Origin of the sequence: Flavobacterium sp. LPB0248 (genome assembly GCF_013388355.1) — a bacterium.
Lineage (GTDB): Bacteria > Bacteroidota > Bacteroidia > Flavobacteriales > Flavobacteriaceae > Flavobacterium.
Window position 1 is genome coordinate 97,525 of record NZ_CP058246.1, and the last position, 17,559, is coordinate 115,083.

The following is a 17,559-nucleotide window of genomic DNA, read 5'->3' on the forward strand; positions in this document are numbered from 1 at the left end:
TTTGGTTTGGTTAGTTAATTAGTTTAAATTATTAAGTTTATTTCATTTGATTAAAAATTTGAATTTCAAAGAGTGCTACCGGAGTGGTATCCGAGAGAGGCTCAAATTCTATGATTAAGCCTTGTGTTGAAATGGGGGAATCAAACTTATGGGTAACTATCGTTTGATAATTATTTCCAATGGTATACAGGACATTCCCATCTGCATCTGAAATTTTAAGATTTCTTGCGCAAAATGGAATTACATCTTCCGGATGTCCCATAAGAGAAGATTCCATGGGATGATCGTAATCAGTATCAAAAAACAATTTTATCTCACTTATGGTCTGCACGCAGTCCCAGCTAAGAGAAACCAATGGATTCTGATCTAAGAAATCTGCAGCCCAGGCATTGGCTTTTAAGTAGGGCCTTACAAAACCATTAACTACATTTTCTTTTGGGAAAGCTTTTAAAGCAGGCTGGACTGAAAATGCCAAATTTTGTCCATCAGGACGCCTCATTGGTATCCAGAATTCAAAAGCGTCTAAACCTGAATCAATTGGCGGATCCTGTTTTCCATTGTTATTAACCGCTTTGTTTTTACCATTAAACAAAGAAAGTATTCCTGTTAGCCGATCTTCCGAAGTTCTGTACGAAACTTTTGCGTTTTTTAGAAAAGTGATAAAGGCATATTGGTCTTTTTCCAGTGCGGTTTCAAAATCAAACGCTATTTCCTGTTCTCCAGCTGCAAGTTTTATATTTTTACTCTCTAAGATGGTATCTGGTGAGTAATAGCCTAAGCGTCCGGATATCCTGAGCTGCACTGTGATAGAGGTATCCTCTATTGCCGAAAAGTCAAATTTAAAACTATATCTTTTCTTGGATTCTAAGGGTAATAACTGAGCTGCACTAATATCCAATTTTCTCCATTGTCCGTTTGGCCTTAAACGATCCAGAACCAGCTCGCTGGAAACTTTTATTTTTGCTTTACTGGCCAAATTAAATTCCTGACTAATTGGTATCTCAGGTATGCTCTGACCATTTAAGCTTAAAGTTTGCTGTAGCCGTTTTATTTGATTCTGCTCCATTAAATGAGCAGGTAATATATTATTTTTAAGACACTGAGCTGCTGCAAAACCAGCTGCCTGACCTGCATGTCCACAAGTTGCCATCACTCTTGTAGAACCAAAAGCTACATGTGTTGCGCTTATAATCCTTCCTGCCAAAAACAAATTGGCAATATTTTTACTGATCATCGAGCGCAGTGGAATCTGATATACCCCTTTGGAATGGTATTGTGTGCACCCTGGTTTGGTATCATAAACCCCATCTGCCGGATGTAAATCAACAGCCCATCCGCCAAAAGAAACCGCATCTTCAAACAATCTCTGTTCCACAATATCCTGTTGCTTTATCATATACAATCCTTCAAAACGTCTGCTTTCACGTTTACCGGGAATTGTCCCTACCCACTCTAAGGTCAAATTTTCGGCATCGGGAAAATCACCAGAGTTTTTAATATAATCCCAAACGCCATATACTACTTTCCATAATTCCCATTTAATATCTTCCGATTCATGTATGGTGTCTTTCCTGCCTCCATATTCTAACCACCATAATCTGCAGCCGAAATCCTTATCATTAATATCTTTAAAACGTGGAATTTTTGTTATATCCTTCAAAGCAAATTCAGGAGCGACATATTTTACCGGAGCACCAACGTTTTTACTATAAAAATAGATTGTATGCCCCAGTAATTCTCCATAGGAGATATCCGGCGCAAATTTTTCACCAAATTCCTCTGCACTTTCTGCTCCCATTCTAAAGGCGGCACCTGCCTGAAATCCAACAATTCCATCACCTGAAGCATCACAAAACAGATCAGCATTTAATATATATGTGGTTGAATTTTGACTGCAAAAACCAATAACCTGGCTAATTGTGGCTGGATCAGCTTTCTTAACTTCATACACCGAAGTATTCAATAAAAGGGTAATATTTTTTTCATTCTTTACTTTCTCAAGTAGTATGGCATCAAAAATCAAGGTATTCCCTTCTTTATTCCGATACATATTCTCCACCAAAATCTCGTCAATTATGCCCCCTTCTCGAGACCATCTGTTATTATTGCCCATGTGGGATGTAGCCCCCAGAGTCCACAATCGCACTTCACTCGATGCATTGCCCCCCAACACGGGCCTATCTTGGACTAATGTCACCGATATTCCGCCTCGAGCGGCAGCTATTGCACAGCAAAGCCCAGCTAATCCCCCGCCTACAACAACCAGATCTGATTTAGTACTGATAGTTTTATTTATTCTTGCAGGTTCACTAAAATCTTCTTTTAACATGTAATTTATTTTTTGAGTATTTCTTTTTAGATCTTGTCTCATTGATACAAGTAATCTCCATATTTATCGGCTAAAGGCCTCTCTCCAGAACCAATTGCAGGGACAGAATGAAGCAAACCTGCATTATAAAGCAACTTCACGGCTAATCTAGCCTGACCTGATCTGTACTGCTTTGGTCTGGTCTGGTTTGGTTTGGTTTTCAAATATATGACATTTTTTATAATAACAAAACAAAACCATATTTTTTTTTCAATAGCAAAAAAAGAATCCCATTAAAATAAATATCCACTAAAATATCAGGGAAAAGAATTCGCCATCAGCAAAAGAGAGCGGTTCCGCAAAACAAAAAAATCCTTATTGTTGATTTGCATCAACAATAAGGATAATTTAAAACTAATCACCATCAAAACGTTCAAAACACAAGCTGATATTGCGCCTTAATAAGAATCTACAGAACAAAACCCGGATTGGATTTACTCTCCAGAACTTCAAAAAAAAGTAAAGATTAAGTAAATTTGTCTTGCGGCAAAATAAACAAAACCAATGCTTGATGATACAAAATTGTACACTCCTTAATTAGGATAAAAAAATTACCCCTGAGCTTAAACCTCCCGCAGCCCCATTAATTCTTTTTAGCTTTTATAACAAACCCATAGCTATATTCCTTATTCTTTAATTGGTACTGTCCATGCGGCAAGGCTCCCCAGCTCGTATCCCCGCCAAGACCTCTTTGTGCTAAATCAACACAGACTATTACTTCATTTCGTGGCATGATGTCATTCGTATGACGGTATTTTTTTGTCAGACCCGGATCAAAATCCTCCGGATAATAATGCAAGGCACTTACGCTTAATGGCTGCAAACCTTCTATCTCAATGCCATTTCCTGAATTAGTGGCCAGCGATAACCAGCGAACATCTGTTTTGTATCCATTCTCTTGAGGGCGGCTATAAGGCACATACTGGTCAGCTACATTACTTTGGTAAATTCCTTTCAAAGCAGCACTGTTTCTATCCTGATAGTTTTCCCAAGGCCCCCTTCCATAATAGGAGAAATTATCCAGTTCTTTCTTAAGTGAGAACAGCATCCCAAAACGAGGCATTTCCGGCAATTCATTGCTTCCTGCCTTGAATGAATTTGTCATAGACAGACTCCCATCAGAATTCATGCTGTATGTAATAGTGTAAACAGAGGCTACTTCTTTTAAGAACAGTTTCGCAACTACGCTTACTTTATCAGATTCCTGCTTAACTTCAATTGCATCCAAACTGCTGAATCTGCCAACAGCTCTCCATACATTGCTGGCTATAGGCATATTGTTGCCAAAATCATTATCTGTAGGCGCACGCCAAAAATTAGGAATCGGCATTTGATTGAAATAGTACTCCCCGTTGGCTTTGTATTGTTTCATTAAACCCGTTTTTTTATCTATTGCCACCTCAACTCCGGCAGCACTTAAAGTGATCAGATCTTTGGTCTCGACAACCATTGGTTTTCCACTTTGAACCGCAGATTTGGCAAAATAATTTCCATTGCCTATTGGAAATTGCTCCCTGGCAATTTCAAAATTTTGAGGTAAAATTTCACTTCCGTATTTTGTATGGGCATAAATATTTAAAAGATGCTCGACCCCATCTTCGGCCGTTATTTTTGGCAGCTCGATCTGAATCTGTTTTTTAGATTGCGGCGCAAGGTCAATGCCAATGGTGCCCGTTTTAATAAGCACTCCATTTTTTAAGACTTCATATTTAAAAAGATATTCCTTTAGATTGGTATAGCCAAATCCATTTTCCACCTCAATAATTCCTTTTGCCAAATCAACACCTGTGAAAAGAATGTCCTGATATACTTTTTTTATTTCAAAAGCGCCGGGATGCGGCGTACGATCAGGCCAAACTAATCCATCATTGCAGCCGTTCTCATCATTGGTATAATTCTGGCCGCCCAAATCACCGCCATAGGCCCAATATTTTCGTCCCACTTCATCAGTTGCCTCAAATCCTTGATCTACCCAATCCCAAATAAATCCACCCTGCATGTTTTTACTGCTGCGTATAACATCCCAATATTCCTGAAAATTACCATTGCTATTTCCCATCGAGTGCGCATATTCACACATGATAAAGGGGCGTTTTACATCTTTACGTTTGGCATACTCCCTCATATAGTTCATAGTGGGATACATAGGGCACACCACATCTGTATTTTCCTGTTCTCCGGCTTGTTCGAATTGGACCAGCCTGGTTTTATCTCTATTTTTCACCCAATTGTAAGCCTCGTGAAAAACAGGTCCGTTTCCGCATTCATTTCCTAATGACCAAAGAATAACAGAAGGCTGATTTTTATCACGTTCAACTAAGCTGTAAATACGATCCATATGGGCTGGTTTCCATTGTGGCAGATACGCCGGATGTTTGCTTTTATCAAAAGCTCCCTGTAATTCAGCTCCCATTCCATGAGTTTCGATATTGGCTTCATCCACTAAAAACAAACCATATTTGTTGCATAATTTCACCCACAGTAAATTATTTGGATAATGGCTGCAGCGTACCGCATTTATATTTAATTGTTTCATCAATCTGATATCTTTCATCATTGTCTCTTCATCCTGGTAATGCCCCGTCTTGGGATTATGCTCGTGAATATTGACACCATGAACCATAATGCGGATACCGTTGACTAGCAGCTTCCCGTCCTTTAATTCCACTTTTCTAAAGCCAATTGGGGTTGCAACCGTTTCAATAAACTTTCCTTTCCCATCTTTGAGTGTAAGCAGTAAAGTATATAAATTGGGAGTTTCATTGCTCCATAATTTAGGTTTGGCGATCTTTTGCGTTATAGTGGCAGATTGTGTTGAATTGGCTCCTAAATTTATTTTTATGCTTCTTTTAAAGACTTCTTTTCCTGCTGCATCGACTAATTTAGCCTCGATAGTCTGATTGTCTTTCGCCACTGCATTCATGTTCTTTAAGGTAACATCCACAGATAAACTTCCATTTTTATATGAAGAATCAAGATCGGGACGTGCAAAGAAATCTGCTATGCGGGTATCAGAGGTGCTATAAAGATAGACACTGCGATCAATTCCGGACAAACGCCAAAAATCCTGATCTTCTAAATATGAGCCATCGCTCCAGCGATACACCTCAACAGCTACCTGATTTTTACCAGCCTTTACGTATTTTGTTATATCAAACTCAGTTGGGCTCTTAGTATTCTCGCTATATCCCACTTTTTGTCCGTTTACCCAAATATACATCGCGGAAGTTCCTGCTTCAAAATGCAGGTAAACACGACGCGCGCTCCAATTTTCAGGTAACTCAAAAGTACGTTTATAAGATCCCACTGGATTATCTGCATGGTCTATGAACGGTGGATTTTTAACAAATGGATAGATTATATTGCTATAAACAGGAATGCCATACCCCATTAATTCCCAGTTGGAAGGAACCTTAATTTCTTTCCAATTGGCCGTATTAAAGTCAGTTTTAAAGAAATCTTTTGGCCGCTGATCAGGTGTGGGAGCCCAGTTAAATTTCCATTGCCCGTCCAGAGATAAATACCATGGTGATCGAGTGTATTGATCGGCTATTGCAGATGATTCGTCTGCATACGGCAAGAATGTGGCACGTGCTGATTCACGATTGATCTCAAAGACGGCAGGATTCTCCCAATCATTGCTTGTGGTCTTTTCCTGTGCATTAACAACCAATGAAGAAAGTGCCAAAATATAGGTTAAAATTGTATTTTTTTTCATATAAAATATTTTCTAAAATGCATCATCAAAATTTATCATTCTTTAAGCCTTTAATTTAATAGGTTGGCACTTAGCTGATAGTTAAATTGATGGCTGCGCAAAACAGTTGAACTATTAACAGGTCATAAGTAAGAGATGGCAAATGACTGATTGAACCCAGTCAATCATTTGCCCAACTCAACAACTAACTAATCAAACACTTACCAAGGTGCATTTTGGGTCATATTAGGATTATTATTCAATTCACTTTGCGGAATTGGATAATACGAGAATTTAGGAGTAAAAAGCTCATAACCTCCAACTTGGCTGGCTTTTATTACAGTCTCTAATACTCCCCATCTTCTTAGGTCGAAAAAATGCAATCCCTCGCGGGCAAATTCAACATTTCTTTGATGCATAATTTCTGCCATCATTTGATCTTTAGACCACCCAGCCATTGAAATATCAGCCAATTTTGCTCTATCTCTGATTCGCTTAACCAGCGGTATTGCCTCTGCAACCTTTCCCTGCATTGTTTTTGCTTCGGCAAGCATTAAAAGCACATCTGCATAACGCATTGCAAATTCATTCAATTCAGATTTCCAATCGCCTTCGTCATTGTTCCACCAATTTTGGTTTTTTCTGATCCATATTGCATTTGCCCCAAATTTAGTGGCAAAATCAGCATTATAAAAAACACAGTCAGGATAGTTCCATGCCAAAGTAGCTAAAGCCCTAGGATCAAATTCGCCTGCTGCAGTTTTCTCCTTTGTCATTGCATTTAGCAATACTGTAGTTGGCAATAATTCGTTCCATCCGCCGACTTCACCGGGAGCACATTCCTGAGCCATGGTTGTTGCTCTTGTTCTTTCTGCCGGTGTCCCGCCCCAAATAGTCGAACCTCCTACTTTGCTAAATTGAATTTCAAAAACAGATTCTTTACTGTTTTCATGTTTCCCATCAAATAATTCAGCGTAATTATCCAAAAGCCCGTAGCCATTTGCACCTTCGTTGTTTACTAATTTAGCAAACTGTTCTTCTGCTTTTGCATAGTCTTTCATATACAAATAGGTTTTGCCTAAAAAGGCGATAGCCGCATTTTTTGTCACTCTCCCCTTCTGAGCTGCAGGATAGATTTCAGGCAAAGCACTATTGGCCGCAAACTGAAAATCAGCAATAACCTGATTCCACACTTCTGCTTCTGTTGATTTTGATTTAAAATAATCCGATTGGGTCTGTATCAAATCAGTAGTAATAGGCACTGCTCCATACTCATTAACCAAATTAAAATAATTTAATCCTCTTAAGAAAGTGGCTTCTGCTACTAATTGTTCTCTTTTGGTTTGATTAATATTTTGAATCTGCGGTGCATAGTTTATTACCTGATTGGCGCGAAAAATTCCAATATATAGGGTTTTAAATATTTCTGCCGTCAGTTTATTGCCCGCATCATTCTTATAAAAAGAAACAGAATAACGGTCTTGCACATCGTTTCTTGCCACAAAATTTTCAGTTCTATTCTCTTTGAGCTGCATAGCCTGTATTTCCCAATAGCCGGCATTATTATTATCTACTAAAGTATTGTAGACGGTGGCTACTGCTGATTCAAGATCTTCTGGGGTTTTCCAAAAAGAAGTGGTTGTCTGCTGGCTTGGATTTTCCAATTCAAGGTTGGTATCACAGGAACTTACAGCTAAAAGTCCCGTCATTAGATATGCTATTATGGATATTTTTTTCATTTTTATCTAGTTAAAAGTTAATTTGCAGACCAAAAAGGATTGTCTTACTCAGTGGATATGATTTATAATCAATTCCGCGCCCTCCCAATGCATCTGCTGATACATCTGGGTTATAACCCGAATATTTAGTAAACGTATAAAGGTTATCTCCTGCAAAATAAATCCTGCATTTATCGATAGATGCCTGTTTAGTTATACTATTTGGTATGGTATACCCAACTTGAATAGTTTTGATTCTTAGATAAGAGCCGTCTTCGAGAAATCGATCAGAATAATCTGCGCTGTTGTTATTTTTATCATCAATATCCAATCTCGGGAAATTTGAATTTGGATTAAAAGTATATGAGTCTAAAGTGGAGCTGGCATAATTAATATTTGCCCGTACTGTTTCAAGATCCGTATTGTTTCCATTATAAATCTTATTTCCGGAAGTTCCTTGTAAGGCTATAGTACAATCAAGCCCTCTCCAATCGCCTTGAAAACGCATTCCATATTCAAACTTCGGGAAAGCACTTCCTTTATATTGTCTGTCTTCTCCATTAATTTCCCCATCTCCATTATAATCGACATAGCGTATATCTCCAACTTGCGCATTAGGCTGAATAAGCGTTCCATTTTTTCTGTGTGCATCAATCTCTGCCTGAGATCTGAATAATCCATCTGTATCTACCAGAAAAAAGGAATAAATAGGGTAGCCTACTTTAGTGTATGTTACTGGAGCGCCATGAAATGACCCACTGGATCCCTCTACAATCTGACTTCCTGTACTAAGCTGGTCTACGTTATTTTTGATGCTTGAAAAATTCCCAGTGATACTGAAATTAAAATCTTTTATTTTTTCATTGTAAGTCAAACTCATTTCATATCCTTTATTGGTTACATTTCCAGCATTGGTATATGGATTGTTATTGGATCCTACCGACAAAGGAATTGGCACCCTTAAAAGCAAATCAGAGGTCTGCTTTTTGAAATAGTCAAAAGTATATTGCAGTTTTCCATTCCAAAGATCAAGATCCAAACCAATATCTGAAGTGGCTGTTTCTTCCCATTTCAAATCGACTGCTGGAGAATTAGTTTGAATATTTCCATTCCATAATGTATTTGGCTCTCCTGCTCCATAACTGATTCCAGAGGTAATTAACCCTAAATATTGATAATCCCCGATTTCCTGGTTTCCTAATACTCCATAACTTGCACGAATTTTCAAATCTGATATAGGCGTCTTTAGATTCGTAAAAAAGGCTTCTTTGCCAATACTCCACGCTGCTGAAACAGATGGAAAATTCCCCCATTTGTTCTCAGGAGAAAATCGAGAAGACCCATCACGTCTAATAGTAGCTGACAGACTATATTTATCATTATAGGAATAAATCACTCGGCCTAAATACGAAACCAGATTATTTTCCAGATTATAGCCGCTGGCCGCTGGCTGGATTGCTCCAGATAGGGTATATATATTATCCGGTATGCCGCTAACGGAGCTTGTTACTGATTTGAAGGTATTATTATAGACCGTGTATCCCGCCAAGGCATTCAAATAATGTTTGCCAAAAGATTTGGTGTAGTTCAACGTATTCTCTACCTGAGTGTAAAGATTAAATTCATCTAAATGGGATAAATCATTGTCTAGGTTCTTAAAGAATCCTCCAACCTCATATCGAGGTGTATAGTTGTCTCTTTTATAGTCTGAAACCGTTGCTCCAAGGTTTAATTTGTATTTGAAACCTTCAAAAATTGCAGCCTCAAGATAGGTATTTAATAAGGCTTGATAGGTATCGCTTGTTACATCCAAAAGATTTAATGCCGCTACCGGATTAAAGATATCCGTTACTGGGCCAGAAGCTCCTCCATATCCTCCAATGGCATTTTCATCGTAAATCGCAAATCCGGGAATCATTGTAATGGCGCTTCCCAGCACATTTCTTCCCTGTCCTGGCACATTAGGCAATTCTTTTCTTTTTTCTTTAGTTAGTAAAATGGTTTCCCCTATTTTGAATATCCCTTTTTTATAATCTGATTTCACTCTCATATTGAAACGCTCATAATTAGTTTCTTTAATGATACCTTCCTGATTGTAATAGTTCAAAGACATGCTGTATTTTAAATTATCCGATCCCCCTAAAAAACCTAACGAATAATTTTGAGTGGGCGCCACCCTAAATATTTGATCTTGATAATCTACTCCTGCACCGCCCACTTCAGGATTAAGTGCAATTGGCAATGGCGCTTTTCCAGCTGCACTATAAGCCGCATTGCTAACTTTTGCCCACTGTTCCTGATTTAATAAACTCAATTGTTTTGTTGCACTGGCAACTCCTCCAAATACATCTAGAGACACTTTAAAATCGCCTTTTTTTCCATTCTTAGTGGTAATAATAATTACACCATTTGCAGCTCTGGAACCATAAATTGCAGCAGCTGCGGCATCTTTTAAAACTTCTATAGATTCAATATCATTTGGGCTTAGGCTGTTCATTGATGATACTTGAATATCATCTACCAGAATCAAAGGGTTGTTATTGTTTAAGGAACCTGCTCCCCTGATCTGAATTCTTGTTCCCGAACCAGGGCTACCTCCTGCAGCTTCTACAGAAACTCCTGCCACCTTTCCCTGAATGGCGCTCCCTAAATTGGTATTGCTCTGGGCATCCAATTGCTTTGCCTTCAAACTGCTGATCGCTCCTGTTGCACCGCTTTTTTTCACGCTTCCATATCCAATTATCACTACCTCATTTAATGCATTGCTTTCTTCATTTAGCGATATATCAATAACCTCTCGGTTATTTATAGTCTCTTCGACAGTAGTAAAGCCAATGTAAGAGAATACAAGTGTGCTTTGTGAATTTGTCACACTTAGTTTATAAGTTCCATCAAAATCGGTTACTGTGGCATTTGAAGTTCCTTTAACAGTTACAGTAACACCCGGGATTTTCTGACCTGTTTTGCTTTCGCGTATTGTTCCCATAACTGCATTTTGAGCCTGCATACTGATAGCCGACATTATAGCAAAAATCGAAAGTGTGAGTTTGGACTCAATGAAAGATCTTAAGCTTTTCATTCGACTGACATTTTTTTTGTTTTTCATAAATTCATAGTTTTAAAATTGGTTTTGGTTAATAGTTATATTTTTATTGATGCGAGAGAAATAAAATTAAAAAGCCTTTAGTTTAGATTTATACTATTCGTGGAACTTGCCTTATTATTAAAGTAGCTACTTTTATAATCTATCAGATGAATTCTAAAGTGGCTTTTTAAGGTGATTTTACCCAAGGGTCAATTTTCTTGAATATGATTATTTCTATTGATACAAATAAGTCAAGATCGTCTGATAAAGAGGAATTAAATGTAAAAAACACGCTTTTATAAGGAGTTTCTAAAAGTAATTTTCAACCGCAATCTTAATTTTATTTGATGCAAAGTAATGTGTAGTCAAAAGTATTTAAGGGGGTAAATTCAAGAAAAAAGAAGGTCAAATTCATAATTATACTTTTTTTTCGGCAATAAAAAAATAAACTACAAAAAAAAACAGCACATTTTTTACACATATAACAACAACACAATTTAATCAGTAGATGTTATACTTCTATTAAAAAACCAGAAAATAGACTTGCTTTTTTGAATACTGCCACAGTAATTTAAAATTTAAAAATCGAATTGTAATCTCGCGTAAGGATGGCAAATGCTTAGAATGTAAGAAAATTAGTTTTTTTTTTTTTTTTGCAACAGGCAGTTGCACAACTATAAAAACATAGTTGAAAATGTTCAGTCATTGGATCCAATCATTGTAGTAATAATTGCTAGTTAAGTGAAATAGACATTTATTGCTCTTCACCAAAAAAAATGTGACTTGCCAACAATCGTCTGAGATTTCATGGACATTGTCAAACTATCAAAAATCATAAACGAAAACACAAAAAAATATTATTTGATAATATTGGTATCAGCGTTAAAAGAGTTTTTGTATTTTTTGATATATTCAGAGGGAGTCATTCCAAAAAGCTTTACAAATTGTTGTCTGAAATATTTTGGATCTTCAAATCCAACTTCAGCAATTGCCTGAGTAATATTAATATCTTTTGTCAACATTAACATTGCTGCTCTTCTGATTCGTACAGAACGAATAAAGGAATTCAAGGTTTGTCCCGAAATGATCTTTATTTTAGTATACAACATACTATGGCTCATCCCCATTTCCATTGCAAAATTTTTGATTTTAAAATCTCTTTTATGAATATTGGATTCTACGATATCGATACATCGTTTTAATATTTCCTGATATTCAACCGGTACCTTCTGAGTATTTTCTTTGAGTGTTATACTGTCTAAAAAATATTTGCGCAAATTATTTCGATTCTTCAATAAAGAATCCACTCGTGCCAGAAGAATCTCATCATCAAATGGCTTAGTAATATAATCATCAGCACCATCGCTTATCCCCTGAAGATGTGTTTCAGGATTTTTTGATGCTGTTAATAAGATAACCGGAATATGAGACAATGCACTATTTTCTTTTATTTTTCTGCACAGCTCCAGGCCGTCTAATTCCTCCATTGCAATATCACTGATTACTAAATCCGGCATATGTTTTTTAGTCAACTTTAAACCTTCTTCACCATTTTCTGCGCTATAAACCACATACGAATCAGAAAACAATTTGATCAGATAGTTTCTTATTTCGGCATTATCATCAATAATTAATACAGTTCGTTTTTCTGTCAGCATTATTCTCTGAAAATCATTTTCTGAAACAGTAGCCGAAAGCGAATTATTATCCTCATCCGGCTCATCAGCTGAAAGCTCATTAAGCAATTGGCTTCTTTGTTGGGCTATGTCAGTAATTTCAGCATCTTCAAAATGATATGCTCCTTTTAGGAATGCCAACTTAAATACGCTTCCTTTTCCAATTTCACTAGTGCAGCTTACATTGCCTTTATGTTTTTCTACAAAATGCTTTACAATATAAAGTCCAATTCCAAAACCTGTCCCAACGGATGCTTTGGAATTTATCTGTTTGAATTTTTCAAATATAGCCTCCATATTCTTTTGTTCAATACCCTTGCCATTATCAGCAATTTCAAGGACAACTTCTGAATTACTTTCAGTAAGTTTCAGTGTAATTCTGCCCCCTTCAGCAGTATATTTAAAAGCATTGGACATTAAGTTAAACAGGGAAATTTCAATTTTTTCATAATCTCCAATAATTTCAATAATACGGTCCGGCACATTAAAATCGTAATGGATGTTCTTATCTTTTGCTTGACTGACAAAACATTGATACACTTCATTACAAAGGCTATTTACATTAATAGTAGACAATCTAAGCGAATCACTATCATTTTCAGCTTTGCGTAAAAGCAATAGCTGATCTACCAAACTTAGAAGTCTTCTTGCATTTCTGTGGGCAATCGCCAAGTCACTGCCGGAAGAGCCATTTTGTACACTTTCTTTTTGAACCGCCTTTTTCAGTGGATTTATAATTAGTGAAAGCGGTGTGCGAAACTCGTGCGAGATATAAGTAAACATCGAAGATTGCTTCTCTGCAATTTCCTTTTCCTTCTTACCTTCTAATTCAGCTATTTTTACTTTATACTTTAAGGCTTCCTTATTTTTATTGTATTTTATGTATGCAAACACAATTGCGGCAATAGCCGTTAAATATAAAACATAGGCCCACCATGTTCTATACCAGGGTGGAGAAACAACTATTGCAACAAGACTTTTTGCTGCATTCCAGCCTCCCTTAAAATTGGTTGTCTTTACCTTAAAGGTATATTTCCCTTCCGGCAATCTCGAATAATTTGCCTTTCGCACCTGCCCGACATAATTCCAATGATTGTCCCAGCCTTCAAGGAAATAAGCATAATTTATCTTGTCGGAATTATTATAATCTAAGGCAACAAAATCCAGCGACAATGTAGTTTGGTCATAAGGCAGGCGCACTTCTTTGATTTTACCAGAATCCCAGTCTGAGACTAGTTCATTTTTGCTTTCTTCAATAGGCTGATTGTTCACGTAAAAATCTGAGAGTACAACATTATTCTCTTGCTTTAACTCTTTAATCTTTTCAGGAAAAAAAACATTAAATCCGTTTGTTCCTCCAAATAGAAATTCTCCTGAGGATAATTTCAACCCGGCATTAAAACTAAACTGATTGCTTTGGAGTCCGTCATTTACTGAAAAATTCCTGAATATTTTCCTTTTCCAGTCCAATTTGCAAATACCGTTATAGGTGCTCATCCATAAATTTCCGTCTTTGTCTTCGAGTAGTCTTAAAATTGTATTTGAAGGCAAGCCATCATCAGTGGTTAGTCGTTTAAAAACTTTTGTTTTTCTGTCAAAGAGCAGCAGCCCTCCTTCCTGAGTGCCAAGCCAAAGATTTTTGCTTTTATCTTCCAGTATGGATCTAATCGGATTACTAACGCTGATCTTATCAAATTTTCTTTTTTCTTTATCGATAACAATCAGGGAGTTGTAATTTCCACCCCAGAGCTTACCATCGCTAGTCTCTGTAAGACATTGCAAATTATCAATCCCTTTATCATATACTTCAAAATTATTTTTGCCATTATCAAAAAGATATAAAAAACCTTCATTTGTAGCACTCGCCCAAATATTCCCCTTAGAGTCCTTATAAACAAACCATACATTTCTCTCAATGCGCTTCGTGTATGGATTATAGCACGAAAAATGGCTTACAGTGTGATCTGAATTAATGCGATCTATCCCTCCCGCCCAGGTTGAAAGCCATATATCATTATTGCTATCGTCTCTTATAATGCTTGTAATAAATCCACTTGAAAGTTTATTGGGATATTTTATATAGGAATTATTCTTTCTATCCCAATACTTTAGGCCTGCACCATCAGTACCTATCCATATATTTTTCTTTTCGTCTTCGCAAAATGACAGAATAAAGTTCTCCGTTGGATCATTTCCTATTGCAGTATATCGAACGCTTTTAAAATATTTAGGCGCATTGCTCAACATGCTTATGCCTCCTCGCAGGGTTCCGATCCATTTGTTTCCTTCTTTATCTTCATACAGGCACTCTATGGAATTACTTTTTAGAAGTTGGTTGTCGCGCACAGAATTATAGACCTCAGCTTTTTTATTTTTGCCTGCTACTTTATAAATGCCACAGCCATCTGTAGTGAGCCAAATTTCTTTTTTTTTATCTAAAAGAATATCCATGACAGTACATTTATCTGAAAAATAATTTGCGGAAAGTGAACCGGATTGGGTATTAAGAAGAAAAAGACCTTCATCAGTACCCAGCCAAAGATTGTAATCCAAAGAAGGACTCATACATTTTATTTCCATCAATAATGGATATGCAGCCTTTAGCTTTCGGGAATCGTAGCTATATTTGCAAAGACCAACATTTCTAACATATACCCAGCAATAGCCTTTTAGGCCTACATCTTCAATAACTGCAGCATCGTATTTATATATGATCTTATTATTTAATCCTTCTAAGGGTATATTTTTACCCGTAAATGAACCATCTTCAAAAATAAGCAAGCCTAAATTTTGCGTACCGACTAATACATCCTTTTTATAGACTGATCGTATCTGTCGAATAATATCCTTTAATATTTTTGGCTTGCTATTATTAAAAACATACTGAACCGAGTGAAATGAAGCATTCGCTTTATTATGAACACAGACTCCATTGGAGCCTCCTAGCCAAATATTTTTATTTGAATCTCCTTCAATATAGCAAATATGATTAAAACCTAATGATTTTTTATCGCCAATCCTGTTTCGGTAGACTTTAAAATTATAGCCATCATATCTATTGAGCCCATCGTAGGTGCCAAACCACATGTAACCATCATTATCCTGAAATATTGACCTTATTGAATTATGAGACAAACCACTAGAAATATCAAGAAATTTAACAGGAGAATCTTGTGAATAGCCAATAGAAGCAAAACCAAATAGCACTGTAAAATAGAAGGCAAAATATTTCAAAGTAAAGAAGTTTTAGTTTTTATATTAAATCCACAATTATAAGTTAATTTTATAAATATTCTGCTTATAATTTTATAAAAAAAAAGACTCTATTATATCTTTTATATTAAAAAAAGAAACATTTGATCATTCTGATTTTACATAAAGAATAATTTGGACATAATCCTTCATGAACTACTTATCCATCTCGGCAGCATAAAGCAATTTATATCTTCAAAAATCTATTCTTCAAAGGATGCGGATTTTAAACAACTGAGACTGGAAACTGCAGTGGACACAAAGTCCGCAATAATGCCCTGATAGCGTTTTCTTCTCCTTATAGCGGCATAAATCATTCTTGTTTTCTGGCCAATGAAACCGAATATTATTTTGCCGTGGCTGAAATTTTATATATCCCTCCAAATTTCAATAATAGCCATGCCGCTGGATGCAAAAAAGCCATGATCAAAAACCATTGGGCATACCCTTGCCCCTGCACCGCATTTAAAATTGGATCTAAAAGTGCATAAAAAGCTGTATCTAAAAAACCCGATGGTTTATCCGATGGGCCTGTCACCATAGAGGCAACTATCATATTCATCATAATACCGCCAAGAGTGCTGCCAGCAGCCACAACACTAAATACAGTCCCTAATGAATGCTTAGGCACGATATCTACCACTAATGAGCTAATGTTAATTAGCCAAGCCAAAGCTCCTGCTACTGTAAACAGAGTCAATATTAATGATGTGTTTAAATTTGCTGCCGATGCTATAAAGGCTGACAGAGGCATAAGCAGGGCACAAACCAGCATAACCCACATTCTGCTGGCAACAGGCATCACTCCTTTCCTTACGATTTTACCTGAAATAACGCCCCCCAATAAGCTGCCCACACCAGCTGCCGCATAAACGAGCCAGGTAATTTTTAACTGCTCTTGTGTAAGGCTTCTATCTGAACTTAAATATTTCGGAAACCAAAATTGGTAGAAGTACCAAACAGGATCAGTTATTAAACGAGCCAATAATAAAAGCCAGGTTCCTCTAAAAGAAAGCACTTGTTTCCAAGACCATGTATTTTCAGGCTCTAAGCTTTCTCCTTCTTCAGCCAATGCAGCAGTTTGCAGCATAGCCAGCTCAGAACCGGTTATTAGCCTGCTTTTTCCTGGCTGCCTGTAAATCATTAGCCAAGGCATAAGCCATACCAAACCGGCTAATCCTGTAATTATAAAGGCTATGCGCCACCCTTGGCCATTTCCGAGCCAATTTGCTATTTTAGGAATTGCGTCGGCATAATTATAAGTGGCCAATGGGATAACTATATAAGGGGCCATAGTTGCACCGGCAGTAGCCCCCATGGTATACAGGCCTATTGCTAAAGCCCTTTCTTTTGCAGGAAACCACTCTGAAACTGCCTTTGATGCTGCCGGCCAAATGCCGGCCTCGCCTAAACCTAATCCAAATCTATAAAAACTTAAAGAATTTACGCCACGTGCAGCGGCGGTAAGCATATTGAACACCGACCACCATGCTACGAAGAAAAACAAACTGGCACGGGTGCCAATTTTATCCGCAACTCGGCCTGAAATCAAATAAGCGATGGTATAGGCGATTAAAAATATATTGATAACATTGGCATATTCTTGATCATCCATACCTAAATCTGCCTGTATGGTCGGAGCTAAAGCTGATAGGGTTTGCCTGTCGATATAGTTTAGAATGGCTGCAATAAACAATAATGCGATAATCCACCAGCGCATACCTTTTATTTTCATATGTAAATTTATTAAGCGGTTAAATGAT

At 37.0% G+C, this 17,559-nt stretch carries 7 protein-coding genes; all 7 read right to left on the bottom strand.

Going from position 1 to position 17,559, the window contains the following annotated elements; translation table 11 throughout:
• Window positions 1-37: 37 nt before the first annotated feature.
• Window positions 38-2,329 carry an FAD-dependent oxidoreductase gene (locus LPB248_RS00370; protein ID WP_177209641.1) on the bottom strand — a complete coding sequence of 764 codons (2,292 nt, stop codon included), beginning with the start codon at window positions 2,327-2,329 and terminating at the stop codon, window positions 38-40.
• Between the two features lie 38 nt (window positions 2,330-2,367).
• The gene (locus LPB248_RS00375; RefSeq protein ID WP_177209642.1) at window positions 2,368-2,532 is read right to left on the bottom strand and encodes a hypothetical protein; all 165 of its coding nucleotides are present in this window, start codon (window positions 2,530-2,532) and stop codon (window positions 2,368-2,370) included.
• Window positions 2,533-2,951: 419 nt separating this feature from the next.
• Window positions 2,952-6,086 carry a glycoside hydrolase family 2 TIM barrel-domain containing protein gene (locus tag LPB248_RS00380; protein WP_177209643.1) on the bottom strand — a complete coding sequence of 1,045 codons (3,135 nt, stop codon included), beginning with the start codon at window positions 6,084-6,086 and terminating at the stop codon, window positions 2,952-2,954.
• A 200-nt stretch (window positions 6,087-6,286) separates the two neighbouring features.
• Entirely contained in the window at window positions 6,287-7,804 is a 1,518-nt protein-coding gene (locus tag LPB248_RS00385) for a RagB/SusD family nutrient uptake outer membrane protein (RefSeq protein WP_177209644.1), read from the bottom strand.
• Between the two features lie 10 nt (window positions 7,805-7,814).
• Window positions 7,815-10,889 carry a SusC/RagA family TonB-linked outer membrane protein gene (locus LPB248_RS00390; RefSeq protein ID WP_255462971.1) on the bottom strand — a complete coding sequence of 1,025 codons (3,075 nt, stop codon included), beginning with the start codon at window positions 10,887-10,889 and terminating at the stop codon, window positions 7,815-7,817.
• An 836-nt stretch (window positions 10,890-11,725) separates the two neighbouring features.
• The gene (locus LPB248_RS00395) at window positions 11,726-15,778 is read right to left on the bottom strand and encodes a two-component regulator propeller domain-containing protein (protein ID WP_177209645.1); all 4,053 of its coding nucleotides are present in this window, start codon (window positions 15,776-15,778) and stop codon (window positions 11,726-11,728) included.
• Between the two features lie 364 nt (window positions 15,779-16,142).
• Window positions 16,143-17,531: an MFS transporter gene (locus LPB248_RS00400; RefSeq protein ID WP_177209646.1), complete on the bottom strand. Its 1,389-nt coding sequence runs from the start codon at window positions 17,529-17,531 to the stop codon at window positions 16,143-16,145.
• Window positions 17,532-17,559 lie beyond the last annotated feature (28 nt).

What these genes read in the sequence shown, in the direction of transcription:
- LPB248_RS00400 (WP_177209646.1), bottom strand. Translation starts at nt 17,531, where the DNA reads ATGAAAATAAAAGGTATGCGCTGGTGGATTATCGCATTATTGTTTATT.
- LPB248_RS00385 (WP_177209644.1), bottom strand. Translation starts at nt 7,804, where the DNA reads ATGAAAAAAATATCCATAATAGCATATCTAATGACGGGACTTTTAGCT.
- LPB248_RS00390 (WP_255462971.1), bottom strand. Translation starts at nt 10,889, where the DNA reads ATGAAAAACAAAAAAAATGTCAGTCGAATGAAAAGCTTAAGATCTTTC.
- LPB248_RS00380 (WP_177209643.1), bottom strand. Translation starts at nt 6,086, where the DNA reads ATGAAAAAAAATACAATTTTAACCTATATTTTGGCACTTTCTTCATTG.
- LPB248_RS00370 (WP_177209641.1), bottom strand. Translation starts at nt 2,329, where the DNA reads ATGTTAAAAGAAGATTTTAGTGAACCTGCAAGAATAAATAAAACTATC.